Below are 24,502 nucleotides of genomic sequence, written 5' to 3' on the forward strand. Positions count from 1 at the left end.
CACGAAAGTAAGTGCCCGCCCCGGCATGAGGGGCAGGCCCGCGCAAGCAGAAACCCCGCGGTATAGCCGCAAAGAAAAGAATTCGGTTCTTTCATCAAAGATAAATCGAAACACATAAAATCAACGAAGAAGCATGCCCTGTGCCAGCAGACAGGCTGAGCCTGCACGCACATCGCGGGAAATCCCGCAGAAAAACAGCTCATTCTGCCGCGGATATGACCTCTCTGCCAGAAAGTAAAAAGACCCCGGTGCGAATTGGTGGTAATCCATGGGCACACAGCGCTGCTATCCATTAGGCGGTATTACAGTCGTTTGCGGTTATTATACCACAAAGCAGACATTTCCGGTTGCATTTTTTTCGTCCAACTGATAAAATGGAAGCGAAAAATTGAACGCTCCCCGCGGCAAATCGCAGAAAAGTGTTGTTTTTTTTTCAAAAATCGTTTATACTATTTTAGTTAGCTTATGAAAAAGCAAGGCAGAATTGCGTGCAATAGGATATGCGGGCGGGCGGGCTCTGTACGGCTGGCCGCCGTGAACCATGTCAGGCGGGGAACCGAGCAGCATTAAGCGGATTGGCCGGTGCGATGCAGGTTGTGTCTGTTCGTCCGCATATCCTATTGCATGTGTCGTCATTTTGGCGAACTGTCTTGCTTTCGGTTTATTCACGCAAAGGCAGGTGGACACATTCCGATGTATCAGGTTTTATACCGTAAATGGCGGCCCCGGCAGTTTTCAGATGTCGTAGGGCAGCCTCAGGTTACGTCCACTTTAAAGAATGAGCTGCTCTCCGGCAGGCTGGCCCACGCGTATCTGTTCACCGGCTCAAGGGGAACCGGCAAAACCACCTGCGCCAAAATTCTGGCCAAGGCGGTCAATTGCCTGAATCCTCAGAACGGCGACCCGTGCGGAGAATGCGAAATCTGCCGCGGGCTCGACAACGGCTCCGTGATGGATGTGGTGGAGATCGACGCCGCCAGCAACAACGGTGTAGAGAATATCCGCACCCTGCGCGAAGAAGCGAATTTTACGCCCGCCGCCGCAAAATACCGTGTATACATTATCGATGAAGTCCACATGCTTTCGATCGGCGCGTTCAACGCCCTGCTGAAAACGCTGGAGGAACCGCCGGAGCACGTGATCTTTATCCTGGCCACTACCGAAGTGCATAAGCTTCCCGCAACGATCTTATCCCGCTGCCAGCGGTTTGATTTCCGCAGGATCGCACCGGCGGATATTGCGGACCGCCTCACCTACATTGCCGGCGAGGAAAATGCCAGCATTGAGCCGCAGGCGGCGCTGCTGCTGGCCAGACTGGCCGACGGCGCCTTGCGCGACGCACTCTCGCTGCTCGATCAGTGCCTGGGGCGCAGCCGCGACGTCACGGTGGACATCGTCACCCAGACCGCCGGACTGGCGGGACGGGAGCATTTGTTCCGGCTGGCGGACGCCATTACCGGAAAAGACGCAGCCACAGCGCTGCTGGCGATCGACGAGCTGTATACTGCGTCAAAGGACATGGCGCGGCTGTGCGAAGAGCTTTCGGGTTATTTCCGCGGGCTGATGCTGCTGAAAACCATGAAGGACGCCAGGGATATTCTGGCGGTTCCGGAAGAAGAATATCAAGCCATGTCCGCACGGGCCCTCCCCACCTCTCTGCCGGTGATTCTGCATTGTCTGGATACGATGCAGGACGCATTGGAGCGGATGTACCGGGGTGGCAACCGGCGGATTGAAATGGAAATGGCGGTTCTGCGCCTTTGCTCGCCCGAGCTGGATTCCGGCACGGACGCGCTGGTACGGCGGATTGCCGCGCTTGAGAGAAAGGGCGTTGCCCCCGCGGTGCAGACGGCACCACCGGAACCGCAGGTCCACCGCATACCGGAACCTGCGCCCGTTGCCGTGGCGGCTCCTGCTCCTTCTGTTTCCCCCGCACCCACGGTGCAGCGTCAGGAACCGGACGACGTACCTCCATGGATGGAGGAACCGCCGCCTGATCCGTATGAACCGGCTGTTCCCACACTGCCCTCTGTTCCCGAAGAGCCGGTGTCTGAGGAAGCCTCAAAACAGCCCGCCGTTTCGCAGGCTGTAAGGGAATCCGGCACATCCAATGCGCTCGAGGAGCTGCAGGATTCGGCCCGGCCGCTGGATGTATGGCCGGAAATTCTGCAGACGATGAAGGATTATTCGCGGGTCGTCGCCGCTTCGTTCGCAGGATCCACCGCCTATGTGAGCGGAGAATACGTTTTGATCGACGCACCCAGCCCCACCGCTCTTGAGCTGCTTCGCCGCCCCGCTCAGCGGGATAAAATGCGCGACGCCATCAAGCAGGTAACGGGACGTACCTATAAACTGGGGCCATACAAAAAGCCCCAGACAGAACAGACAAAAGAACAGGACCCGCTCAAAGCCCTGGCGGAAAGCGCCGCGGCGGCGGGAATCCCAGTGATTCAACAATAACGGGAGGTTTCGACATGAAAGCAAGATTACCGGAAGGCTACGGCAAAGGCGGCGCCGCCAATTTACAGCAGCTGGCACGGCAGGCCCAGAAGCTGCAGGAGGAAATGGACAAGACCACCACCGAGCTGGAGACCAAAGAGTACACCGCTACCTCCGGCGGAAACGCCGTAGAGGTTGTCGCCACCGGCAAAATGGAGCTGAAATCTATCACCATTAAACCCGAGGTCGTGGACCCCGAGGATGTGGAGATGCTTTCCGACCTGATTCTGGCCGCAACAAACGAAGCGCTGCGCACCGCCGCTGCCGACAAGAGCGAGCGGATGGAGGCCCTTTCGGGCGGCCTGAACGTACCCGGGATCTTTTGATCTATGTCCGCCTATTATGTGGCGCCCTTGGCGCGGCTGATCGAGCAGTTTGAACGCCTGCCCGGCATCGGCCATAAAAGCGCCCAGCGCCTTGCTTATTATGTTCTTGGGCTCTCTAAAGAGGAAACGGAGCAATTCACCGGAGCCATCCGGGAGGCCCACGAGAAAATCCATTACTGCAAAGAGTGCTGCAACCTAACGGATCAGGAGCTTTGCCCGGTCTGCCGCAGCGCCGGCCGTGACCGCTCGATCATCTGCGTGGTGGAAGACCCGCGCGACGTGTTCGCGCTCGAGCGCACCAACGAATACAAGGGCCTTTACCATGTACTTCACGGCGCGATCTCCCCCTTGAACGGCGTGGGCCCTGATCAGCTCTGCATCAAGGAGCTGCTGGCCCGCATGAACGACGAGGTCAAGGAGATCATCATGGCCACCAATCCCACGGTAGAGGGCGAGGCCACAGCGATGTATCTGTCGCGCCTGCTCAAGCCCATGGGCATCACGGTGACACGCCTGGCTTATGGCATTCCTGTCGGCGGCGATCTGGAATATGCCGATGAGGTGACCCTGACCCGCGCGATGGAGGGCCGAAGAGAAATTTAGAACGGAGGCTTTTTTGTATGGCCGAAAAGCTTGCAACCAAAACAATCGCTCAAAACAAAAAAGCCTTTCACGACTATTTTGTGGAAGAAAGCATGGAGGCCGGTATCGAGCTGGCCGGCACCGAGGTCAAATCCCTGCGCCAAGGGCGCGCCAACCTGAAGGACGCGTGGTGCTCGGTGGTAAACGGCGAGCTTCTTCTCAACGGCATGCACATCAGCCCATATGAGCAGGGCAATATCTTCAACAAAGACCCCTTGCGCGTGCGCCGCCTGTTGATGCACAAGCGCGAAATCATGCGGCTGTTCGGCCTTGTCAAGCAGGACGGCTACTCCCTGATTCCGCTGTCGCTGTATTTTAAGGGTTCCATGGTCAAGGTACAGGTCGGTCTTTGCAAGGGTAAAAAGCAATACGACAAACGGCAGGATCTTGCGGCAAAAGCCGCGAAGCGCGACATCGAGCGCGCAATGAAAGACAAAAACAGGGCATAATATCTGAAAGAAGCCTGTATCTATATTTTTAATATGGGGATGCAATGGTTTCGACGGGGGTTGTGAGCCTAAGTAAGCGAGTAGCGGTGCGGAACCGCTATAAAATCCGCAAACTTAAAATTAAACGACAACAATAAAGTTGCATTAGCAGCCTAATTTAGGCTGCTCGTTCTTACCGGGAGTACCGCGGCCCGGATAAGGGCGTCATTTAGCGGTGAACATGAACCGGGCTACGCCTTTAACCCGGTCATGGCTTAAAGGCTACTGATGCACAGAGCCTGCCGACGGGCGCTGTGCGGAGGGAACGTTAAAACACCGGCTACACTCGTAGAAAGCTTTGGTAGGCGGTCTTCGGACAGGAGTTCGATTCTCCTCATCTCCACCAACCTTATCACTATCCGCATTGGCTCTTGGGCTGATGCGGATTTGTGCTGTAATAGGGGAAGGTCGAAAAAACCGAATAAAACAATGAAGCGGCGCACTGAAATGATTTTCCGGTGTGCCGCTCTTATTTTTTATGATGTCTCGATAATTTTGATAATAAGCAGAAAATATCATAATGTCCGAGGGGTCTCTCTAGTTAATTAAAATAACTGGTGTTTCTTGTGGCAGTTCCCTGCGCTTTTACTCCTTTTTCTACCGTTACTTTGACAGAAGCGTGCGTAATCTCCTTTTCGTCTTGATATACGGTGATCATAATATAGCTCGTTCCCGGTTTTACTCCGGTTACCCTGTAGTTTCCACTGGGCAGTTTTTTTACAGTGGCAATTCCGTCGCGAGAAGATACCACTTTAATGGTACGCATATGTCCATAGCCCGCCGGCCTTACCCCAATATCATAGATATTTTGAGGCTGCATTTGATATGTTTTGGTATCTACCATAACCGATCCCTGATAGTCTTTTCCGTTGTATTTTATTTTTCCCGGGGAAGTACCAAGGGAACGGAATGGGATTTTCTTTGCGGCGGAAAAGCTTTGAATCTTACTGTGTTCATACCCGCTAATTGTAAGCTTAGATAATCCCTTAAAACTATTTGACTCATCAATGCTCACAACACTGTCCGGAACAAACAGATTTTTTAAATTTTTGCAGTCCCCCAGAAAATTATACCCCAGAGAGAAAACACTATTGGGAATTTCCAGATTGACCAAGCTGGAGCAGTTTGTAAAAGAATATTGTTTGATTGATGTGACGCTGCCGGGAATTGATAGGCGGGTCAGACTGGTGCAATCATAAAAGGCAAAGCTTTCAATGGTTGTAACACCGTCGGGAATGCTGACATATTTCAAACGAGAGGATCCTGAAAAAGTGCTTTCCTGAATACTGGTAATCCCCTCCGGAATAATCACGCTCTCAAGATTATCACAGGAGTAGAAAGCTTTTTTGCCAAGATAAGATAATTTTTTTGGCAGTTTTACTGTCTTCAAACTGCTGCACTCAGAAAAAAACTCATCTCCAATTCTCGTTACGCTGTCCGCGATAACGACAGTTTCCAGCTTGCTATTGTGTTGAAACAAATAGTCTCCCATGCTGGTGACGCTGTCGGGGATGGTAATGCTTTTTAACTCGGAACAGTAAGCAAACGCACTGCCGCCGATGCTGGTAATATAATTTGGTACAGCAAACGAAGTAAAGGCTGTTGCGGTGAACATTCCTCCCTCAATTCGGGTAATGTTTTTCGAGAGAGTGATCTTAGACAAACTGTTGCAGTCGTTAAAAACAGACATTCCTAATACCGTAACGCTGTCGGGCATAATAACGTTGTTTAATTTTCTGCAGCCCATGAAGGAGTAGTCGCCCAATTCCACCAGGCCTTCGGGCAAATTGATTTGAGTCAGGCTTTCGCACCATTTAAACGCGCTAACACCGATCTTTTTGACGCTATTGGGAAGCGTCACATCTTTTAAGTTGATGCAATAGCTGAATGTGTCCTCTTCAATCTCTGTGATACCTTTGGGAATCACAATACCGGTCAAGACAGTGCAGTCGGAGAATGCCCCTTTTCCAATTTTTGTTATGCCGTTTGGAAGGTTTATTTCTGAAAGATTTTTACAGTACTGAAAAGCGCCTTCTCCAATGGTAGTCAATCCTTCTGGAAGGATCACTTTTTTGATTTGGAGTTGAGACATAAATACATTCCTGCCTATGGAAGTAACTCCATCAGGAACCGTTACAATCTCTTCCTTTCCCGTATACTGAATTAAAACTCCATTTTCAATCCGAAAGGGATCCGTTTTTTCCGCAGATACTGGAAGTACGATGAAGGTACATAATAATACCAGGCTTAATAAAGATGAGATAAATCTTACCACACTTTTCATAATTTCTCCTCAATGTATGTAATTGCACAAAAACCACAAATTCAGGAAGGCTGAATTGAGTCCTAGCGTAAATAATTATATCGGATAAATGTTAGGAATTTCAAATCCATTATATCCCATATAAAGAGAGTGCATTGTGCAGCCTTATAGGACATATTCCCCTTTTGTTGATACTATTTTTGATTATGGAAATAATTTGTCTTGTCAGTACAACTGTAGTAAATGGACGAGTTTATGCGTTTGGGGCCAGATATTTGAATTATCCTGCCCCTGCTTATTTATACCTTGATATGACAATCCCCCGTAACTGGAGTAAATTCAGTTACGGGGGATTTTTTTGTTTTATATTCTGATTGTTCAGTTTTCTTTACTATCCTCTTTCTTTTCCTGAATTGCGTCAATCAGATCATTAGCCTTTTCAGCAATCTTTTCTTTTACCTTTTCCCCAACCTCGGCTGCTTCGCCTTTTAAGCCCTGCAGTTTTCCCTTTAGCTCCAACTCTTCGGAATTGACAACCTGCCCAGCAACCTCTTTTACCTTACCAACTATCTTGTCCACATTTTTTTCGATCTCGTTGCTCATTTTTTATTCCTCCTTTGATGGGGCTTAATTATACTTTATTTATATATAACATAAATTTCTATCATCGTCCAACTATTTCTTCAAAAATACAGTTTACTTGAAAAGCATTTGTGGTCTGCAATGTACCATTACACAACCGGACTTTTACCCATTCATATATGCTCACTTGCCATATATAAGCTATATTTAAAAGAATTACCACTTAAATATTTCCGAATGGAACTTGCTTCAATGTTGCTCATTTTTGCTAATTGCTCTGGGGTGATATCTCTTTTATTAAGAACATTAAGATAGTCGGGCTGAGAATTGATCCATGTCTGATTCTGGAAATCTCTCGCAGCTTCCTTGAACACTATATACACCAGACAACCAGTCCATATCTACATTCAGCGCCGTTGCGAGTTCGTACATCTTTTGACTTCTGGGGGTTACCGTACCGTATAAATAGGTAGCTAAGATATTTTTATTGCAATTGATTCAATTAGCAGGCTCACTTTACATCACACTGGCTGATTTCATGGCGAGTTTAAGATTATCTTTGAATTGATTCATCTACTAGCCCCACTATCTCTTAAACTTTACCTTATTATAATAAATATACCTAAATACCTGTGTTTGGTGTGAGAGATGTGGATCGAATCATATTGCATTCGGATTGCAACAGCTTTTATGCGTCTGCGGAGTACCTGCACCGGCCAGAAATCTTGATAAGCCGGTTTTTTTTAGGCGGCGGCCCAGAGCAGCGGCACGGGATAATATTGACCCAAAATGAGCAGGCAAAGAAATATGGCATCAAACCCGGTGAAGCTCTTTGGCAGACGTTGCAGGAATGTCCTGATCTGGGTGATTGCACCGGCGCGTTTTGTGTTGTACTAGCGCTTTTCAAAGCCTTGTCATAAAATCCACCTTGACTATACTGACGAAGTGTGACCATTTGGGCTGGACAAACGCTTGCTTGATCTCCCGGCCATCAATGAGGATCGTTTTACTACGCCGACAGCACTTCCTTTCTGCTGGCCGTAAACGGTAAGATTACACACAGGTCATCTCTACCATATTAAGACGCTGATTATTGATACAATGTTGACGCACGAAAAAAGCCCGGTAACACTGGGCCTTTTTGCATTTTGGGGCAGAAATCCGGGCGCCTTTCAGGGCAGTCTTTTGAAACCTCTATCGTGAAAAGACGCAATCGGTCTGTGCGATATTTCTGGCTTTCGTGAAAAGGTTCGAAGGAATCGTGAAGAAGTGCTACCCCCTAAGATGACGTTCATTTTCCTTGAAAAAATTCAATTAAGAAGAACGTCAAAAAGTCATTCATGGCAGATTGTCACTCCTGACTCTGTCAAAGAAGAAGTGACCTGCCCATAAGGTTCCGAGAATTGTTGAAAAACCGACTAACAACAATTGAATTGGTATTATAACACCTGTGATCTGGCCTTGTAACGTATGAGCATAGTAATCCGGCAGAAAGATCAAGAGAAATTGTAACGGCTTTATATGCCAAAAAATCTCGGTGAACATGCTTTCTAATAAGAGAAACAACAGGCAGCCGAATGTGCCTGCGGCTTTGATTTTGCTGAAAGACCGTATGAAAAAGAAAATGGACATATAGATTATCAGTACAATAACCTGCAGCAAGAAATTTACAAGGCTCCATGGATTGAAAGAGCCAAATCCTAAAGTATTGGTCAGGCCGACTGTACAAAACAGTACATAAAAAGTTATCAGCAGCAGCATGCAAATAACAGACTGTTTGAACCGGCGTATGTATTGCCTGAGTGACAGCCGTTCGGAGGCTGAGTCTCCCAAAAGAATACCAGACAGGAAAATCATAAAAACTGAAAGCAGATGCGGTGGAGTAGAAAGCGTGTAAATCGCGTTTGCGCCGCAAGGAGCAAAGCCAAGCATTTGCTCCGCATAAAACTTTGTACCGTCAATGATGGGATCGGTGCTTAGGTAAGTTATTCTTATAATAGTAAACATTGCGTATGCCACAGTCGCAAACCCAAGAATAACCAGATTTTTCCGCCGCTTCGGGGAACCAAAAGGCTTTGGGGAGCGTGTGAATACGCTTGCGGCAATAACCAATATCCCAATTAGCACAGCGGTAAGTGTCGTTAAAGTAAAATTTATGGAATGAAAAAATATCCGAACAGATTCATCGTCAAAAATCATTTGCAGGGCCATGAACACCAAGTATCCGGAACATAAATAAGTAATTATTTTGTATTTGTCCATCAACTTTGATACGGTTTTGCCGAACAATAAAAGGATAGGCAGACTGATTAAGAGCGCGATGACAATTTGCCCTACTTCTTTTCCTCCTAACAACGCTCCATTCTTGGTAACAATAGATAAAATAGATATACTGCTTTCCAAACTCAAGGTAATATTAGCGGCAAGGATAGACAGGAGTGCCACCGCTATCCCTTCATTTTTAACGGTTCTTCCTTCGTTATTATCAATGTGGCGTAACATATTATAATTAACATAGATCAGCAATACGCCTCCAAGGATACGGATATGCATCCATGACATATTTAACAAAAAACTTGTTAGCCATATAAATAATAGCACCAGCAGTGGTGCCAGACAAATACCTAAAAGGCGCAAAAGATTTGACCGTCTGGGTTGTAAGCTCTTTGTCGCACTCGCGATAATGACCACGTTATCGCAGGCAAGCAGCAGATACGTTAAAAATATTTGGATCAATACTGACATTTTTTCACCTACTCCTCCACTTATTAATTGATATGAAAATTGATCTCATACCATAACGAGTCAAGAGAAATATTCCAACTGCTAAAGCCAATTACAAAATGTTCAGATGGTTATATGGAATGAATTTAAATTCTGTTTACATTGTTGTCGTAGAATAATCTGTAAATTTGTTCTATTATGTAACAAAAGGGAGGTATGATTATGTATTTCAGACAACTGACTTTGATGGTCAAAAACCTTGAGGAATCTATTGAATTTTATGAGACAATCACGGAGCTGACAATTTCTCGCCGTTTTAAAGACGGGCCTGCAGAACTGGCCTTTTTGTCAAATGGAAATGGGGAAACGGAAATTGAATTAGTCTATGCACCGCAGATGCAGAAATTTGAAGGCAAAGGTTTTTTCATATGCTTTGTAACGGATAAGTTGGACGCGATGCATGAACTTGCACAGAGCAAAGGACTAAATCCTTCGGATATTCGAAATCCCGATGCCCAAAGTCGATATTTTTATGTCTATGATCCCGATGGAGTATCCGTACAGCTAAGACAAAAAATTTAAGATTACTCGGCCCGGAGCATATCGTTTGCATCCGGGCTTTTTTGTTCGTCCAGAAACCGACGCAAAGCACATATCGTTTCCTCACTTACCACATGTTCCAGTGCATGGGCATCCAGATATGCAGTATTGGAATCAACCTGAAGCTCGTTGATCAGAAAGTCATTGATGATCCAAAATTTGTCTAAAACGGACATTGCCTGCTTTTGGCCCTTATGGGTAAGGTAAACCAGCCGACCAGCATCCCGCCATACAAGCCCTTTCTCTTCCAGTGACTTTGCGGCTACACTGGCGCTGGCCTTTGATACTTCGAGGTTGGCAGCAATATCGGATATATGAACTGCGCCTTCATGCAAAGAAAGCTCATATATGATTTTTATGTAGTTTTCCTGCGATTTTGTAAGCTGGTTCATACTCCTTCACCTCCCTTTACGTTATGCTGGCGATCGCCTTCCAAGCGAGGGCGAATCCACCAGACGGTGTGAGTCACCTTTCTTTTCCAAGCTTGCAAAGAGGTAACAACCGATAATCAGGCAAACCACCCTCAGTGCGGCAATGGCGGCACAATTTATGACCGGGTTAAACAATGTAACCCTGTCTATTCTGGTACTCCGACATATACGACTGCGCATACTGCCGTTCCAAATTCACGCCGAACACGTCGATCTATTTCCACAGGTTTCTGCGGCTTATTGCATTCAAGCCTTGCGCCGGCTGGTCGAGAAAGAGAATTTTCGATGTGTGAATCAACGGATAATCTTCAGCTTGCTCTGTATGCCGCCGGATAGCTTCTTAATCGTCCCAGACAGAGCATCCTGTATTCCAATGATTTCAACCAGCTCATTCACTCGCCTACGACAATCGGCTGGCACTATCCAAAAGGCCGGACTATAGCTGTACATCCCATGCAGACATGGATTGAAAGCAAATGTTTTCTTCTGCGGTAAGCTGCATGTCAAGGCTGGGGTGCTGGAATAGAGCCCCTACTTTCTCACGCACATGTTTCGCTTCCCTTTATACATCATAGCCCGCGATGTTAACCTCACCGCTGATTTTGCAGAAAATAGTGGTCTGGATTGGATATAACCGTAGTTTTCCCGCTCCGTTCGGGCCAAGAAAGGTGAAAAATTTCTTCTTGTTCACCGTGGAATCGATCCCATTATCCGCCGCTTCCTTTGTCTTATTATGTTTTTTTACAAGGCCTTACATTTACAATTGACTGCACAAAAAAGCCTGCGTTTCATTTGATGATTGCATTTTACAGCCGCAAATTAAACAGAGGTTAAATTGTAGTTAAACACAATGTAAACGCACTAATCATTTTTTGATCGGTAAAGGCACGCTGAAAACAAGCCTGTCCCCAATTTACTATCTGCTGTGATGTACCCCATACAGCTCTATAATTTTTTACCAGTGGCAATCCAAGTACATTTCCACCGAAGCATGGTCACGGGCTTTGTCCGTCTTATAAAATCGCTCGAAAATGTGCATCTGATTATCGAGAGTGATCCTTACACTGCTATCAGATACGGTGACGATAGCTGTCTCCACAGGCAGAGTGATTTTTAGACTGCTGTCTATGGCTTGTGCAGAAGATTCACCCACACCTGTAACAGAAGATCCTTATTCACCGCAGAAGGTTAATTTTTGATTCGATTTGAGCCGGATAGGGTGTCTTGAATTCGAGCTGCCTATATGGACCGATCACTGTAGAAAAAGAAATCTATATTTTGTACCTTCTTCATTCATTCCGCCTTTATTGTTTAGGAATGTTTTTGAATTCTTCCTTCTTGATCGGGAGGAATGATCCCACAAATACGTTATTGTGGGTAAGCCTGGGATGAGTTTGGAAAGGAGCAGAGCGACAGAATGCCTGCTCTTTCAGAAGCTGTCATCTTCAATTTGTAGCCGCTTAGCTTCCTTTTTTAGAAAGTAGACGTCACGGTAGTAATCGCGCTTTGTCATAAAAGTATTCCTTTCCCAAAGTATGTGACCATAATAATGTTCTAATCTGAACGCTCACTAAGATGCTATACACGAATCCAGCTTGGCAACATAAAATGATTCATAGGAGGGTACCTTTATGAGTATATCATTGCAGGTTGAACGCTTAACAACGGGAACCGTTGAATCTAACACAAACGTCATCTTTGATTCAACACTGATTTCTGTTGGGAATATCAGTTACAACAATGCCACTGGCGTTATCACAATACAAGAAGCAGGCACATATGAATTTGATTGGTGGGTAGCCACACAATCCTCTGTATCGACCATCGGAGCCGGATTTTCGCTGGTTTCATCGCAGGGAGATGTCATAATCGGTAATTCTCCCATTAAAACAGGTGAAGTAGTCGGAGTTGGCGTCATAGAGGTGGTAGCAGCGCCTGTAACCGTAGAACTGAGGAATAGCAGCAGCGCTACGATTTATTATTCAACCGTTGTCCCAATCAAAGCCTCTCTGGCTGTAATGGGAACAGATGATACGGGCATGACAGGTCCCACCGGTCCAACCGGTCCGGAAGGTCCCACTGGCCCAACCGGTCCGGAAGGTCCCACTGGCCCCACCGGAGAAGTCGTCTTGGCTTTCGGGTCTTTACGAGGAAGTAGTGTTGAGACACCTGGGGCAACACTCACACCCGTACCATTCAGCGTGGTCGGACCCTTATCGGATACTGTCACAGTCAGTGTATCGGGCAATGAATTAGTGGCAGGAGAAAGCGGAATTTATCAAATCACGATATCTATTAACGCTGAAGCCACCACAGATCCAGATCCAGATGAACCATATCTGAATGCTATTATCACGGTCAATGGTACACCGATTTTTGGTGACACTACTACTTTCTTTAAGATATCTAATCGAAGCAGTTCAACGTTTGTCGTTCAAGCTTCCCTAACAGCAGGAGATGAAGTAGGCGTAAGTATTAGTACAGATTTTCCTGTTTTAGGTTATATAAACCGCTCTTTAACTCTTGTTCAGTTAAGTGATTAAATCATCTTGAATATGAATGAGGCAAAATTCTGAATTTGTGGGTAAGGTAATACTTCTGAAAACAGATAAAGCAAAATCTGAATCCTTTTATTGGATTCGGATTTTGCTTTATTCCTCATATAGAATCAAACATTATCACTTGATTATCCTTTATAGGTTGTTGCCAGACGACCGGAAGCAATCGAATTCCGAGCTTTTTATTACGTTGACCGCTTATTGACTGCCCCATTTCGAATCGCATATTCGTCAATAAAACTCTTTATATGTTTTACTATTTCATCTGCTGAATAATTAGGCGTGACAAACTCCTGTACTACTCCCTTGTTGAAAGCAAGCTCGTATTTATCTAAAAGCTCATCATCAATAAACAACAATACATTTTCTTTGATGATCATTTCGGCGGCTCGATTGAGCATAAAAACCTTTTCTACCTTCTCGTTTTTGTAGTTATAGTAGACGACAGTTACCTGATAAATTATTCTTGAAACATAATAATCTCCAACATTGTTTCTATAGTAACCCATATATGATTGAAAGTATTCATTTGAATGCTCGTTGTTAACCATTCTATCGTTAAAAACAATTAGGGTATCATCGTCTTCCCCGTTGTGGAAACTATAATAATTATGTAATAAAACAAATTCATCCTGATAAGCTTTCCGTTCATGGATGATAAAAAAGTGTAAAATCGGTTCGATCTTAACGTTTGCTTGCCTTATTTCACCGCCCTTCCTAATGATTTCATATGAATATTCCATGTTATCTGGGTTGTATCTATTATTGATTGAAAAGAAAGGTTGCTTTTCAAGATTTGTTGTTTTCATCGCCAATTCAGTAAGGTAATTCTGATAACTTGCTACACTACATGAAGCTATGCTCACTGCGATAGCAGCGCCAGTCAATGCAAAGGATAATATCGTCTTAAACCATATCTGATACTCTTCTAAAAGTTGTGTTAGTCTTTCTTTTCTTTTTGGTAGTTTCATAAAATCCCCGCCGCTTCATTTATTTTTCAAAAGATGAATGTAGGTATCCATCAAAAACGCTGCAGAGTGGTGGTTTCCTTTTTTCCGTAAAGCTTTTCTACCATCTTCGAAGAGTTAACATGCAACAGCCTAAGTGCGCCGTGGATCACATGGCTGCGTTTTTGGTAGCAAATACGGACAATTATGATCCTGAAATTGTGGTAGATAGTAAAACGAACTATTTCCTCGATTTATTTATTTGGAGGCTAATTCATTAACTCCGTTATATTAATATTTCTATTTTCAATGCCTTACTTGAATTGTAACACGATGGACATTGTTGTCAATGAGATTAGAAATGAAACAATACAAACTCACACTAGCAACGAGCAAATGCGGGCTTATGATAAAATATGATAAAAAAGGAAGGCTCATCCCTGATATGAGCCTTCCACAAGATTGTTCACATATGACTGCATTTCTTCTTTTGAGGAAACTTGTCTTGCCCCGTAAATAAAAGATTCCTGCGCTAACTGCGACATATTCGAAAATCTGTTCAACGCTTCCAGATTTCCCGTGAGCGCCATTCTCAATCCTGCCGGCATCTCGGCATTCTGATCATATTGACTATTCATTTTTATCACCTCGATCTTAGTGTGCACAGATCATCCGTCTTTCATCACAAACGAGAAGGAAATAATTGTGATTGCAACAATTGAGGTATTTCGTAAGGAGCGTTTCAGGTAATTCCACACTGAAATCGGCAACAAAAAACAGTACAATCCTTCAAAGGATTGTACTGTTTTTGTTTGTCTCAAAGAAATATAAACATCAAAAATTCAGGTATATCTTTTCGCACATACAGGGCAGAAAATATTTCTGATCAGAAATATGGAAAATGCAGCAATGTCAAAATTCTGATGAAAAGTTTGGTTTATATTTCGATAATTCAAAAAAAATCAGAAAAATACACAATTAATAATTTTATAATTAGGTTTTTTTAAGATAGTTTACGGACACCAACTGTGATACAATATGGGCAATTTCGATTTTTTTTTAACAAAGCAAGGAGTTGACATTCTGTGAAAAACAATGTAAATCTATTCCTGGCTGTTTCTGTGATCGTATCTTTATGCTCTTTCCTCTTCGCTGTGTGGCTGTATAAATGGGTTGAACGACAGCCATCCTCGAATGTACAAATCGCCAGAATCGGCGAATTGATTCGCGGCGGTGCCAATACATTCCTAAAAAAAGAATACACCGTGCTGGCAAAATTCGCCGGGGCGGCGGCTGTCCTGATCTTTCTGTTTCTTCCTTCCCCTGTTTGGACAGGCAATGTAATCCCCAATATCATCATGATGATTTCTTACCTGGCCGGTACCGTATTTTCTGCCGCGGCGGGTAAAATCGGGATTCAAATCGCAACCATTGCCAACAAAAAGACAGCCGAAGCGGCACAAAAGGGAATCCAGCCCTCTTTCATGTGCGGATTCCGCGGCGGCGCTGTGATGGGCATGGCCGTCGTCGGCAGCACTTTGCTCGGCGTTTCTTTGGTATTCTTTCTGACGAACAACACCACTTCCCTGTTAGGCTTCAGCTTCGGCGCAAGCTCCCTTGCTCTGTTCGCAAAGGCGGGCGGCGGTATTTTCACCAAGACGGCAGACATCAGCGCCGACCTGGTGGGCAAAGTCGAGCTTGGAATCCCGGAGGATGATCCCCGCAATCCGGCCGTCATTGCAGACAACGTCGGCGATAACGTGGGAGATGTTGCCGGTATGGGCGCGGACCTGTTTGATTCGAACGTCGCCTCTATGGCCGCGGCGCTGGTAATGGCTGTTTCTTTGGATAAGGCCGCAGGCGGCTCTCAAAATTCCGCTACCGTATTCTGCTATGCGGCGATCGGCCTGTTAGCCTCGATCATCGGCGTGGCAACCGCCAGAATGGGGAAAAACGGGAATCCGACCAGAGCCTTAAATAGCAGTACATATGTCACCACCGCTATCTTTGCTGTTTTAACCGCACTTGCCACCTGGTTTTTCGATCTGGAATGGAGAATCTGGGGCGCCAGCATCATCGGCCTGCTGGTCGGCGTCGTGATCGGCATCGCCAGCGACTATTTTACTGACGACACAAAGCCTCCGGTGCATCAGGTTGCGAATGCCTCTGAAACCGGCCCGGCCTTTACCATTCTTTCCGGCGTATCCTATGGATTCATCAGCACCCTGCCCGCTATGATCGGCATCGGCATTTCCGCTTTGGCCGCTTACAAAATCTGCGAGCCTCTGGGCGGCGGCTACCCCATGTTTGGAATCGCGATGTCGGCAGTGGGTATGCTCTCCATCGTGGGAATGATCATCTCGAACGATGCCTATGGCCCGATTGTTGACAACGCCCGCGGACTGGCTGAAATGGGCGATTTAGGGGACGAGGTCCTCGATATTACCGATTCGCTGGACAGTGCCGGAAATACCGTAAAAGCGGTAACCAAGGGCTTTGCGATCGGCGCGGCCGGCCTGACAGTCATTGCGCTGTTGGGGGCCTTTATCAGCGAAGTAAATGAAGCGGGAGCTTCTATCGCCGGATTTGTCCCGATTACCGGCTTCGACATCATGAATCCCACGGTCTTTTTCGGAATGCTGGTCGGCGCATCGATCCCTGCGGTATTCAGTGCTATGCTGATGCTGGGTGTTGACCGCAACGCGCAAAGAATGATAGCGGAAATCCACCGTCAGTTCCGGGAAATCGCCGGCCTGAAAGAAGGAGACCCCAATGTGGAGCCCGAATATGACAAGTGCATTGAAATTGCCACGCACGGTGCTCTCAAAGAATTGATCCCTGCCGGACTGATGGCGATTCTTTCTACCATTATCGTCGGCTTTGTCGGCGGTGTGGAAGCCATCGGCGGATTTTTGACCGGAAACATCGTCAGCGGACTTCTGCTGGCTCTGTTTATGAGCAACGCCGGCGGGCTTTGGGATAACTCCAAAAAATTCATCGAATCCGGGCACAATGGCGGAAAAGGCAGCAGCGCACATAAAGCTGCTGTTGTAGGCGACACAGTAGGCGATCCTTTTAAAGATACGGCGGGCCCTTCCATTAATACACAGATTACCGTAGTTTCTCTTGTTTCCTCCCTGATGTCTACCTTATTCCTCACCCTGTCCCTGTTCCATTAAGCTTGGGCCTGCACACAAAAAACGCACCTCACTTTTGTGAAGTGCGTTTTTATATACATACTGTTTTTTTTGGATAAGCGGAATCATAAATCCTGCAGATCCGCATCGGGAATGTTGTTTTCCAGATTATCCCGTGCCAGATCGGTGTCGATGACAGGATAAATATCCTCTGGAATCGGCTTTTCACTGTCTTCGTCTGCAGGCCATATCCGTTGATTTTTCTTGGGTCCCATATGATTTCCTCGCTATTGTTTCAGTTTATATCTTTCAATACAATCTTGAAGATCCGCTTCAGAACGGATTTCTTCCTTGAGTATCGCCTTTTGCGCATCCTCCGGCAAGGATAAAAAAACATTCTCCAGGCCGGAGTCCTTCCCGAAAAGATCCCGAAAAGCAAAAGGATAAATCAGACCGTTTGTACCGCTTTCCATCACAACTATCACCTCAAAATTAGCTTGCACAGATTCATGAAGTTTATCCGTGCCCGCCAGTGAGGGATTCGGCAGAAGAAAGCGGAATCACTATCGCGTTTTTGAGGCTGCAAAAGCAGCTTAAGACGGGATGATCCATCACATGATGTGATCCTGGTTGCTGATCAGCTGGGCATCGACGCCGATATTGCGCAGATGCTTTTCGATTGCGGATACATTGGTTCCGCTGCTGTCGTAATCGACCGCAACCTGATCCTTTTGGCCATTTGCACTCACGGATAAAACGCCCGGGATTTCGTCGAGTCCCTGCTTGATTTTTTTGATCTCATGCTTTCCGTCAAGCCCCGGCACTTTAAAATATGCGCTCTGTTTTGACACAATCATCACCTCGCCCATAGTATCGGCGCTGGCCATTGGGATATGCACAGACGCTTGATAAAAACCGACTGCCGCGCGGCCTGTTAAGCTCCTATTTTTAAAGATGAAATGACTGCCGCAATATGGAAAACCGCCCTTTTGAAAAGGGCGGCTCCACAGAAAGGAAGATGAAAAATGTATTGTGATCCTCACAGGAGGAGCGTGCAAGCAATTTAACGCCGACAACATCTTATGTGAAAGGAACAACAGATTGTTTTTTGATGATTTCAGTGTACCGGAGCGATATGTACGAAATATGGCGTTTGAATGAGAGTTTTAAGAAGAGACTGTAAAGAAAATTTGAACCTCTGCGCAAAACCAGAACGGCCGCCCAAAAGCAGAGCGGCCGAATCAAAGCTAATGACAGGAATCACACCGCAGTACCCGGCAACTGGCCAGAAAAAGCGGAGCAAGCACTTCGTGCTTCGTGCTCGCTCCGCTTACACACTCCTTTTTGGAGAAACCGGCGGTGTAGTTGGTATGGATTGTATAAGCTTATTTCATCATTTCTGGTATAGTGCATGATACAGACGAATGAATTTCTCATCCCGCTCACGGATCGCCTGTTCCCCCTTATCGCCGCTGTAATCGTAAAAGCCCTTGCCGGTTTTCACACCCAGCTCGCCCTTTTCAAACTTTTCCCGCAGCAAAGCGGGCACCTCTTGTGAGCTGTACAAATCCGGCACCAGATATTCCGCCACATGATAAAAAATGTCCAGTCCGCCAAAATCGGCCGTTTCGAGCGGGCCAAGGCAGGCATACCGAAACCCGATGCCGTATTTTACGGCCTTATCTACATCCTCCGCGTCGGCGATGCCGGACTGCACGATATGAAGAGCCTCTCGCAGAATCGCGGTCTGCAGGCGGTTACCGATAAATCCCTTGGCATCCTTTTTGACCGTTACGGCTTTTTTGCCGATTCGCTCTGCCAGCTCGGCCACAACGCGGGCCGTCTGATCCCCCGTTTTCTCCCCTTTGATCACTTCTACCAGCGGTACCAGGTGCGGCGGGTTAAACCAGTGCATGCCGCAAAAGCGTTCGGGCCGCTGCACGGCCTTTGCGATTTCGGTAATGGAAAGCCCCGAGGTATTTGTGGTCAGAATCGCACCCTCGCGCGCAAGGTCCGAGATTTTCTGCCAAAGCTGATGCTTTGCTTGCATATTCTCGACGATCGATTCCACAACGACGTCGCAGTCCTGAAAGCAGGATTCGTCTGAAGTCAGCTGAATGCGTGCCTTTACGGCATCCGATTCCGCCTGGGACAGCTCCCCGCTCAGTACCAAAGCCTCCTGATTCAGCTCGACCATGCGGCGTGCCTTTTGGAGCGTTGCCTCCCGGTGATTGTAGAGCACCGTATCGTATCCGTGCGCCGCAAAAATCTGCGCCATCGAGGTTCCCATGGTACCCGCACCGGCCATCACTACCTTTTGAATCTGTTCTGTTTGCATCAAAACCACACCCTTTCTAAACGATAACCATTACAGCTTTCAGGCAGCAATTTATCCCCCACCAAAGGCAGGGGATAAATTGCTCTTGATTCAACAAAATGATCGTTAAGCTGTTTGATTTCCACCAAAGCCGAATTATAGATCGCTTTCATTATCCGATCCAATCCCCTTTTCTGCCAAAACAGGAGGAGGGAATTTTCTGCCGTACTGTGCAAAAGGAACTCCTGCTGCCGGAAAAAACGCTACAGAAGCTCGCGAAAATCATAAATAAAGCGATCCGACATCTGACGCAGACGCATTTCTTCGTCCTTGCTGTAAGAATCGAACACTCCCACCGTGTAAAAGCCGCCGTCCCGCGCGCCGCGCAGGGCATCCGGCAAATCCTCAAATACGACGCATTCCTGCGGCAGACGCCGCATCCGCCGTGCCGCCTCCTCATAAATGTCGGGGAAACCCTTGCCGCGGCTCACCTCCGACACAGTGACGATCGCGTCGAACCAATCTAAAATCCCATGGCGCTCCAGCGTGGGAAGAAACAGCTCACGATGGGAAGAGGTCGCGACAGAAAGCGGCACGCCCTGCCCCCGCAGGCGGGAAAGATACTCCCTGGCCCCGGGTTTGAGCTCCACGCGAAAGCGGTACGCATCCTGCGCCATCTGATGCCATTCCTCCGTCAGCTGCTGCGGCGTGTCGGGCAGCCCGAACCGGCGAATCGTATACTCCGCCGACTGCCAAAAGCCAAGCAAAGCCACCGCCTGCGCATAATCCTCCGGCACCGGAATTCCCCGGCGGCCCAAGGTGTCCCGGTCGATCTGCTCCCATACCCCCATGGAATCCAGCAGTGTCCCGTCCAAATCAAAAACCGCTCCCTGAAATTGCTTCACACGCATTCTCCCCAAATTGATTTTCTACAATGATTTTCATTTCCGCCCCCGGCCTCGACGCGAACAGAAACCGGTTCTTTTGAATTCTATTTTAGCACAGGATTTTTGGATTTGCCAGTCCCCTGTTTCGCCCGATTTCTGCGCCAAACGCAAAAAGGGACTCCCTTAGCAGGGGAGCCCCTCCCCACCCGATTGCCGGATGGTTTACTGTTATTTTCCGATGGGTGTTTCAAAGAACGCCTTAAAGCCGCGGTATGCCATGTGGATATCGAGCTTTGCGGTAACCTCCAGCGGTGCATGCATCGAAAGCACCGGAACGCCGACGTCTACAACGTCTACGTTCAGGTTTGCGATGAACATGGCAACGGTTCCGCCGCCGCCCGCATCCACCTTGCCAAGCTCACCGGTCTGCCACAGAACGTTGTTCTGAAACAGCAGATTGCGCACCTGAGCCATAAATTCCGCGGAAGCGTCGGAGGTGCCGGACTTGCCGCGCGAGCCGGTGTACTTCATCACGGAAACGCCGTTATTCAGGTAGCAGGAGTTGGCCGGTTCGTATGCGCTGGCATAAATGGGATCATACGCCGCGCAGACGTCCGCCGACAGGCACTGAGAACGGGTAAACACATCTCTTGCTTCCACGCCGTCCTGCTGGGCCAGCGTTTCCACAAAGTAGCGCAGGAACGAGGAATTCAGGCCGGTGTTGCCCTCGCTGCCGACTTCCTCTTTATCCGCCAGAACGGTAATCGCGGTATGCTCGGGGGTTTTGCAGTCGAGGATCGCCATCAAAGCCGGATAGGCGCACACGCGGTCGTCGTGGCCGTAAGCGCCGATCATGCTGCGGTCAAAGCCCATGTCCTGCGCGTGCCAGGCAGGTACAAACTCGATTTCGGAGGAAACAAGGTCCTCTTCGGTGATCCCATATTTTTCATTGAGCAGGCGCATCACATTAAGCTTAAACAGGCTTTCGCCCTTACCGGTTTCTGTACGAACCGGGCGGCTGCCCACCAGGATGTTCAGGTTTTCGCCCTCGATCGCTTTTGCCAGCGGCTTCGACATCTGCTCGGCGCCCAGATGCGGCAGCAGGTCTGTCACGCAGAATTGCGGCTCGCCCGGCTCCTCGCCGATGCGCACGTCGACGAAGCTGCCGTCCTTCTTCACAACGCGGCCGTGCATCGCGAGCGGAATGGCCGTCCACTGGTACTTCTTGATGCCGCCGTAATAGTGAGACTTGAGCAGCGCCAGATCGTTGGATTCATACAGCGGATAGGGCTTTAAATCGAGGCGGGGGGAATCGATGTGCGCGGCAGAAATACGCACGCCCTCGCGGCAGCCCTTTTTGCCGATTACCGCCAAAATAATGGATTTGCCCCTGTTATTGAAATACACCTTATCGCCGGGGTGATACACCGCGTCGGAATCCAGCTCGCGGAAACCGCGTTTTTCAGCCTTTTCGATGGCGTACGTTACGCATTCGCGCTCTGTTTTGCACAGATCTAGAAATTCTTTATAGCCCTCGCAGTATTCGTCGGCCTCTTTGATCTGCTCGTCGGTTACGGAGAAAAAGCCGTTCTTGCGGTTGATCAAAAGCTCCTCGCGCAGACGGTCCACCTCAGTTTTTTCCTCTGCGGCGGATTTTTTTTCAGGCTTTCCGTCTTCTTTTTTGCTCGTCTTTTTTTCTTCTTTCTTCGCCATATCAAAAACCTCCTTCGTCATATTAAGCCATATCGCTTTTCAAATGGGATTGATTTTCCTCCCGCCACGGCGGAGAAGAAATCGCCTTTTTCGGCAACATGCTTATTTTGTCATTGGATTGCTGCAATTCAGGGGATCTATCTGAAACAGGACTAAAAATCATATAATTCCTGATAGATTTCATAATTCTTGATCACGGCCTCGGTGTAGTGCGCAGTTTCGGGATAAGGGATTTTACTCAGCGTGACCCCATCCGGAGAAACGGACCGGTCAGAAAGCCAGCGGTCTACCGTTCCCATTCCGGCATTATACGCACACAGCGCGGTCGTTCGGTCTGAATAAATCGAGCTGAGCATCGACAGCAGATAGCAGCCGTATTTGATGTTGGTTGCCGGGTCTAACAGCGAGGTCTCATCCATGGCGTCCTGCTCTGGGAGCTTTGTCTGCAGCCACTCAAACGTTGCGGGCGTCATCTGCATCAGCCCCACGGCTCCCGCGCGGGATTTGGCGTCCGGGTCGAAATTGCTTTCGGCCTTGACCACCGCGTACACCAAAGCCGGCTCCAGATGATAGTTTTCCGCTTCTTTCTCTATGATATCCTGATACCCCAGCGGATACTGGCGTTTCATAAAAATTTCGTAGCCGTTTGCCAGAAAAAAATATCCAACTGCCGTTAAAAAAAGCAGAATCAGCGAGGCACCCACTATTTTTTTAGCTCTGCCGCCCCGCTTCGTCCGCGTGGAAACGATTTTCATCTGCGCCACCTTTCCAGAAGAGCAGCTGCCTGCCGCCGCAGTTCCCCGGGATCTTCATCCCCTCTCAGACAGGCATCGGATCTCTCCGTATAATAGGCATCCTCCTGCTGGGCCCGGATGCGCGATAGAGCCATTTCATGGTCGATATTATCCCGCCGGATGATGCGTTCCAGCCGGACGGGCAGCGGCGTGATTACCGCCAGGATTTTATCGCAGAGCTTCTCGGCTCCGCTTTCGAACAGCAGCGGCGCGTCGACAATGATGAACTCCTTGCCCGCAGCTTTCCACTCGTCGATTTCCTTCTGCACCCGCCGCAAAATCCACGGGTGGGTGATTTCGTTGAGCCGGTGTGTTTTTTCGTGAGAGGAAAAGGCGCGGCGCGCCAGAAGCGCTCTGTCTACGCTGCCGTTTTCCCCCACAATATCGTCGCCGAATTCCTGCCGCAGCTCCCGTACGCACGGTTCGCAGTCGACAAGCACCTGTCGGGCCGTTTGATCGCAGTCGATCACGGCGCAGCCAAGCTCGCCCAAAATACCCGCCACGGTGGATTTCCCCGCTCCGGTCGGGCCGGTCAAACCGATAATCACAGATTCAGCCAAGCTCTACCACCTCGAATCCTGCCGCGCGAATCAGCCGGTTATACACGGCAAGACCCACGCCTTTCGGCTGCGGGCTGCGGGCATACACGACCTTCGCACCCATCTGGTCCAGCTTTCGCAGCGCATCGAACAGGTGCCGGGCCTGCCCGGCGGCGTCCTGTTTTGCGCCATAGGCGACCGCGGGCACGCGCAGCGCTTCCTGCTCGCCGTCGTAGCACAGAGCGAACACACCCTCCCCTGCGCGGCTGTTGACATACTCTGAATACGCCGAAAGATTTCCCTTTACCAAAATTACGTTGGCTTTCGGCGAATAATGCTTATACTTCATACCTGGGGAAAGAACTTTTTCTCCCGCTGCCAGCGGATTCATCACGGCGGGGTCCACCTCGACCCGGCCCAGCACCTGCGAAAGCTGCTCCGGCGTAATTCCGCCTGGGCGCAGCAGGCGCGGAACCTCCTGCGCCAGCGTGATCACCGTCGACTCCACTCCTACGCGGCACGGACCGCCATCCAGAACGGCGTCGATTCTGCCGTCGAGATCGGCCAGCACATGCTGCGCCTCGGTCGGGCTCGGGCTGCCGGACAGATTCGCCGACGGCGCCGCCAGTGGCACACCTGCCGCATCGATGACCGCGCGGGCCACCGGATGGGATGGAAAACGCACCGCAACCGTCGCCTGCCCGGCGCTCACCTCATCGGGAATGAGCGGCGACTTCGGCAGTATAATGGTCAGCGGCCCCGGCCAGAACCGGTTTGCCAGCTCCATCGCACGCGGCGGAATCTCGCTGACGAGCGCCGCCCATTGGTCGAGCTGTGAAATATGGACGATCAGGGGATTGTCCATCGGCCGCCCCTTGGCGGCAAAAATGGCGGCAACGGCCCGGCCGTCGAGCGCGTTGGCCGCAAGGCCGTACACCGTTTCGGTCGGAATCGCCACAAGGCCGCCGTTTTTGAGCAAATTGCCCGCTGTTTGTATCTCTTCTGCCCTGTCCGCCGAAAGGCGCAGGGTTTTACTTTGCTGTTCCATGACTTTG

At 48.6% G+C, this 24,502-nt stretch carries 24 protein-coding genes and 2 other RNA genes; 10 read left to right on the top strand and 16 right to left on the bottom strand.

Annotated features, from left to right (window positions below):
• Positions 1-508 precede the first annotated feature (508 nt).
• The 6 genes from ffs (at position 509) to ssrA (ending at position 4,301) form a co-directional block, all read left to right on the top strand.
• An RNA gene (gene ffs / locus HMPREF1141_RS16985) (signal recognition particle sRNA small type) lies at positions 509-607 on the top strand.
• An 86-nt stretch (positions 608-693) separates the two neighbouring features.
• Positions 694-2,460 (top strand): DNA polymerase III subunit gamma/tau, encoded by a 1,767-nt coding sequence (gene dnaX / locus HMPREF1141_RS00585; protein WP_009059932.1) that lies wholly within the window; start codon positions 694-696, stop codon positions 2,458-2,460.
• Between the two features lie 14 nt (positions 2,461-2,474).
• A complete protein-coding gene (locus HMPREF1141_RS00590; RefSeq protein ID WP_009059874.1) occupies positions 2,475-2,825 on the top strand; it encodes a YbaB/EbfC family nucleoid-associated protein in 351 nt (116 codons plus the stop codon).
• A gap of 3 nt (positions 2,826-2,828) precedes the next feature.
• Entirely contained in the window at positions 2,829-3,428 is a 600-nt protein-coding gene (gene recR / locus HMPREF1141_RS00595; protein ID WP_009059946.1) for a recombination mediator RecR, read from the top strand.
• Between the two features lie 17 nt (positions 3,429-3,445).
• Positions 3,446-3,916, top strand: coding sequence for an SsrA-binding protein SmpB (smpB, locus tag HMPREF1141_RS00600; protein ID WP_009059898.1), 471 nt, complete (start codon positions 3,446-3,448; stop codon positions 3,914-3,916).
• A 35-nt stretch (positions 3,917-3,951) separates the two neighbouring features.
• Positions 3,952-4,301: a transfer-messenger RNA gene (ssrA, locus tag HMPREF1141_RS16990) on the top strand.
• A gap of 195 nt (positions 4,302-4,496) precedes the next feature.
• Here ssrA and HMPREF1141_RS16785 read toward each other — a convergent pair.
• Together HMPREF1141_RS16785 and HMPREF1141_RS00610 are read right to left on the bottom strand one after the other, a co-directional pair.
• On the bottom strand, positions 4,497-6,239 hold the full coding sequence (locus HMPREF1141_RS16785; RefSeq protein ID WP_009059908.1) for a leucine-rich repeat domain-containing protein: 1,743 nt from the start codon (positions 6,237-6,239) through the stop codon (positions 4,497-4,499).
• Between the two features lie 357 nt (positions 6,240-6,596).
• The gene (locus HMPREF1141_RS00610) at positions 6,597-6,821 is read right to left on the bottom strand and encodes a CsbD family protein (protein ID WP_009059939.1); all 225 of its coding nucleotides are present in this window, start codon (positions 6,819-6,821) and stop codon (positions 6,597-6,599) included.
• A 629-nt stretch (positions 6,822-7,450) separates the two neighbouring features.
• Here HMPREF1141_RS00610 and HMPREF1141_RS16995 point away from each other — a divergent pair.
• Positions 7,451-7,720 carry a hypothetical protein gene (locus HMPREF1141_RS16995; protein ID WP_242824535.1) on the top strand — a complete coding sequence of 90 codons (270 nt, stop codon included), beginning with the start codon at positions 7,451-7,453 and terminating at the stop codon, positions 7,718-7,720.
• A gap of 418 nt (positions 7,721-8,138) precedes the next feature.
• Here HMPREF1141_RS16995 and HMPREF1141_RS00615 read toward each other — a convergent pair whose 3' ends face one another.
• Complete coding sequence (locus HMPREF1141_RS00615) at positions 8,139-9,545, bottom strand: tellurium resistance protein TerC (protein WP_009059905.1); 1,407 nt, start codon at positions 9,543-9,545, stop codon at positions 8,139-8,141.
• 201 nt (positions 9,546-9,746) lie between these two features.
• On the opposite strand from HMPREF1141_RS00615, the gene HMPREF1141_RS00620 reads away from it, so the two are divergent.
• Positions 9,747-10,106, top strand: a complete 360-nt coding sequence (locus tag HMPREF1141_RS00620) for a VOC family protein (protein ID WP_009059930.1) — start codon at positions 9,747-9,749, stop codon at positions 10,104-10,106.
• Positions 10,107-10,108: 2 nt separating this feature from the next.
• Here the strand turns inward: HMPREF1141_RS00620 and HMPREF1141_RS00625 are convergent, their stop codons facing one another.
• Positions 10,109-10,516, bottom strand: a complete 408-nt coding sequence (locus HMPREF1141_RS00625; RefSeq protein WP_009059940.1) for a metal-dependent transcriptional regulator — start codon at positions 10,514-10,516, stop codon at positions 10,109-10,111.
• A 1,670-nt stretch (positions 10,517-12,186) separates the two neighbouring features.
• Here HMPREF1141_RS00625 and HMPREF1141_RS17635 point away from each other — a divergent pair.
• The gene (locus HMPREF1141_RS17635) at positions 12,187-13,098 is read left to right on the top strand and encodes a collagen-like protein (RefSeq protein WP_009059891.1); all 912 of its coding nucleotides are present in this window, start codon (positions 12,187-12,189) and stop codon (positions 13,096-13,098) included.
• Between the two features lie 200 nt (positions 13,099-13,298).
• On the opposite strand, the gene HMPREF1141_RS00640 is transcribed toward HMPREF1141_RS17635, so the two are convergent.
• The gene (locus HMPREF1141_RS00640) at positions 13,299-14,084 is read right to left on the bottom strand and encodes a hypothetical protein (protein ID WP_035316326.1); all 786 of its coding nucleotides are present in this window, start codon (positions 14,082-14,084) and stop codon (positions 13,299-13,301) included.
• 410 nt (positions 14,085-14,494) lie between these two features.
• A complete protein-coding gene (locus HMPREF1141_RS17245) occupies positions 14,495-14,698 on the bottom strand; it encodes a hypothetical protein (protein WP_035316335.1) in 204 nt (67 codons plus the stop codon).
• Positions 14,699-15,145: 447 nt separating this feature from the next.
• On the opposite strand from HMPREF1141_RS17245, the gene HMPREF1141_RS00650 reads away from it, so the two are divergent.
• The gene (locus tag HMPREF1141_RS00650) at positions 15,146-17,239 is read left to right on the top strand and encodes a sodium-translocating pyrophosphatase (RefSeq protein WP_009059925.1); all 2,094 of its coding nucleotides are present in this window, start codon (positions 15,146-15,148) and stop codon (positions 17,237-17,239) included.
• Positions 17,240-17,322: 83 nt separating this feature from the next.
• Here the strand turns inward: HMPREF1141_RS00650 and HMPREF1141_RS17435 are convergent, their stop codons facing one another.
• The 10 genes from HMPREF1141_RS17435 to HMPREF1141_RS00695 form a co-directional block, all read right to left on the bottom strand.
• On the bottom strand, positions 17,323-17,472 hold the full coding sequence (locus HMPREF1141_RS17435; protein ID WP_009059889.1) for a hypothetical protein: 150 nt from the start codon (positions 17,470-17,472) through the stop codon (positions 17,323-17,325).
• Positions 17,473-17,484: 12 nt separating this feature from the next.
• Positions 17,485-17,670, bottom strand: coding sequence for a hypothetical protein (locus tag HMPREF1141_RS00655; RefSeq protein WP_009059913.1), 186 nt, complete (start codon positions 17,668-17,670; stop codon positions 17,485-17,487).
• A gap of 138 nt (positions 17,671-17,808) precedes the next feature.
• On the bottom strand, positions 17,809-18,084 hold the full coding sequence (locus HMPREF1141_RS00660) for a heavy-metal-associated domain-containing protein (RefSeq protein ID WP_009059923.1): 276 nt from the start codon (positions 18,082-18,084) through the stop codon (positions 17,809-17,811).
• Positions 18,085-18,590: 506 nt separating this feature from the next.
• A complete protein-coding gene (locus HMPREF1141_RS00665; RefSeq protein WP_009059876.1) occupies positions 18,591-19,535 on the bottom strand; it encodes a 3-hydroxyacyl-CoA dehydrogenase family protein in 945 nt (314 codons plus the stop codon).
• Complete coding sequence (locus tag HMPREF1141_RS00670) at positions 19,535-19,687, bottom strand: hypothetical protein (protein ID WP_009059948.1); 153 nt, start codon at positions 19,685-19,687, stop codon at positions 19,535-19,537. The genes HMPREF1141_RS00665 and HMPREF1141_RS00670 overlap by 1 nt, the downstream gene beginning before the upstream one ends.
• A 90-nt stretch (positions 19,688-19,777) precedes the next feature.
• Positions 19,778-20,419: an HAD family phosphatase gene (locus HMPREF1141_RS00675; RefSeq protein ID WP_009059896.1), complete on the bottom strand. Its 642-nt coding sequence runs from the start codon at positions 20,417-20,419 to the stop codon at positions 19,778-19,780.
• A gap of 210 nt (positions 20,420-20,629) precedes the next feature.
• Positions 20,630-22,114, bottom strand: coding sequence for an aminopeptidase (locus HMPREF1141_RS00680; protein WP_009059941.1), 1,485 nt, complete (start codon positions 22,112-22,114; stop codon positions 20,630-20,632).
• A 152-nt stretch (positions 22,115-22,266) separates the two neighbouring features.
• A complete protein-coding gene (locus HMPREF1141_RS00685) occupies positions 22,267-22,869 on the bottom strand; it encodes a lytic transglycosylase domain-containing protein (protein ID WP_009059915.1) in 603 nt (200 codons plus the stop codon).
• Positions 22,866-23,468, bottom strand: a complete 603-nt coding sequence (coaE, locus tag HMPREF1141_RS00690; RefSeq protein WP_009059954.1) for a dephospho-CoA kinase — start codon at positions 23,466-23,468, stop codon at positions 22,866-22,868. The genes HMPREF1141_RS00685 and coaE overlap by 4 nt, the downstream gene beginning before the upstream one ends.
• On the bottom strand, positions 23,461-24,495 hold the full coding sequence (locus HMPREF1141_RS00695) for an L-threonylcarbamoyladenylate synthase (RefSeq protein ID WP_009059902.1): 1,035 nt from the start codon (positions 24,493-24,495) through the stop codon (positions 23,461-23,463). The genes coaE and HMPREF1141_RS00695 overlap by 8 nt, the downstream gene beginning before the upstream one ends.
• Between the last annotated feature and the right edge of the window lie 7 nt (positions 24,496-24,502).

This window comes from Clostridium sp. MSTE9, assembly GCF_000277625.1.
GTDB lineage: Bacteria > Bacillota > Clostridia > Oscillospirales > Acutalibacteraceae > Faecalispora > Faecalispora jeddahensis.

Coding starts and splice junctions, on each gene's coding strand:
- HMPREF1141_RS00670 (WP_009059948.1), bottom strand. CDS start 19,687: ATGAAAGCGATCTATAATTCGGCTTTGGTGGAAATCAAACAGCTTAAC.
- HMPREF1141_RS00655 (WP_009059913.1), bottom strand. CDS start 17,670: ATGGAAAGCGGTACAAACGGTCTGATTTATCCTTTTGCTTTTCGGGAT.
- HMPREF1141_RS00640 (WP_035316326.1), bottom strand. CDS start 14,084: ATGAAACTACCAAAAAGAAAAGAAAGACTAACACAACTTTTAGAAGAG.
- HMPREF1141_RS00685 (WP_009059915.1), bottom strand. CDS start 22,869: ATGAAAATCGTTTCCACGCGGACGAAGCGGGGCGGCAGAGCTAAAAAA.
- HMPREF1141_RS00620 (WP_009059930.1), top strand. CDS start 9,747: ATGTATTTCAGACAACTGACTTTGATGGTCAAAAACCTTGAGGAATCT.
- recR (WP_009059946.1), top strand. CDS start 2,829: ATGTCCGCCTATTATGTGGCGCCCTTGGCGCGGCTGATCGAGCAGTTT.
- HMPREF1141_RS00615 (WP_009059905.1), bottom strand. CDS start 9,545: ATGTCAGTATTGATCCAAATATTTTTAACGTATCTGCTGCTTGCCTGC.
- HMPREF1141_RS00695 (WP_009059902.1), bottom strand. CDS start 24,495: ATGGAACAGCAAAGTAAAACCCTGCGCCTTTCGGCGGACAGGGCAGAA.
- HMPREF1141_RS00625 (WP_009059940.1), bottom strand. CDS start 10,516: ATGAACCAGCTTACAAAATCGCAGGAAAACTACATAAAAATCATATAT.
- HMPREF1141_RS17635 (WP_009059891.1), top strand. CDS start 12,187: ATGAGTATATCATTGCAGGTTGAACGCTTAACAACGGGAACCGTTGAA.
- HMPREF1141_RS00610 (WP_009059939.1), bottom strand. CDS start 6,821: ATGAGCAACGAGATCGAAAAAAATGTGGACAAGATAGTTGGTAAGGTA.
- HMPREF1141_RS00665 (WP_009059876.1), bottom strand. CDS start 19,535: ATGCAAACAGAACAGATTCAAAAGGTAGTGATGGCCGGTGCGGGTACC.
- HMPREF1141_RS00660 (WP_009059923.1), bottom strand. CDS start 18,084: ATGGCCAGCGCCGATACTATGGGCGAGGTGATGATTGTGTCAAAACAG.
- HMPREF1141_RS17435 (WP_009059889.1), bottom strand. CDS start 17,472: ATGGGACCCAAGAAAAATCAACGGATATGGCCTGCAGACGAAGACAGT.
- HMPREF1141_RS17245 (WP_035316335.1), bottom strand. CDS start 14,698: ATGAATAGTCAATATGATCAGAATGCCGAGATGCCGGCAGGATTGAGA.
- HMPREF1141_RS16785 (WP_009059908.1), bottom strand. CDS start 6,239: ATGAAAAGTGTGGTAAGATTTATCTCATCTTTATTAAGCCTGGTATTA.
- HMPREF1141_RS00680 (WP_009059941.1), bottom strand. CDS start 22,114: ATGGCGAAGAAAGAAGAAAAAAAGACGAGCAAAAAAGAAGACGGAAAG.
- smpB (WP_009059898.1), top strand. CDS start 3,446: ATGGCCGAAAAGCTTGCAACCAAAACAATCGCTCAAAACAAAAAAGCC.
- HMPREF1141_RS00590 (WP_009059874.1), top strand. CDS start 2,475: ATGAAAGCAAGATTACCGGAAGGCTACGGCAAAGGCGGCGCCGCCAAT.
- dnaX (WP_009059932.1), top strand. CDS start 694: ATGTATCAGGTTTTATACCGTAAATGGCGGCCCCGGCAGTTTTCAGAT.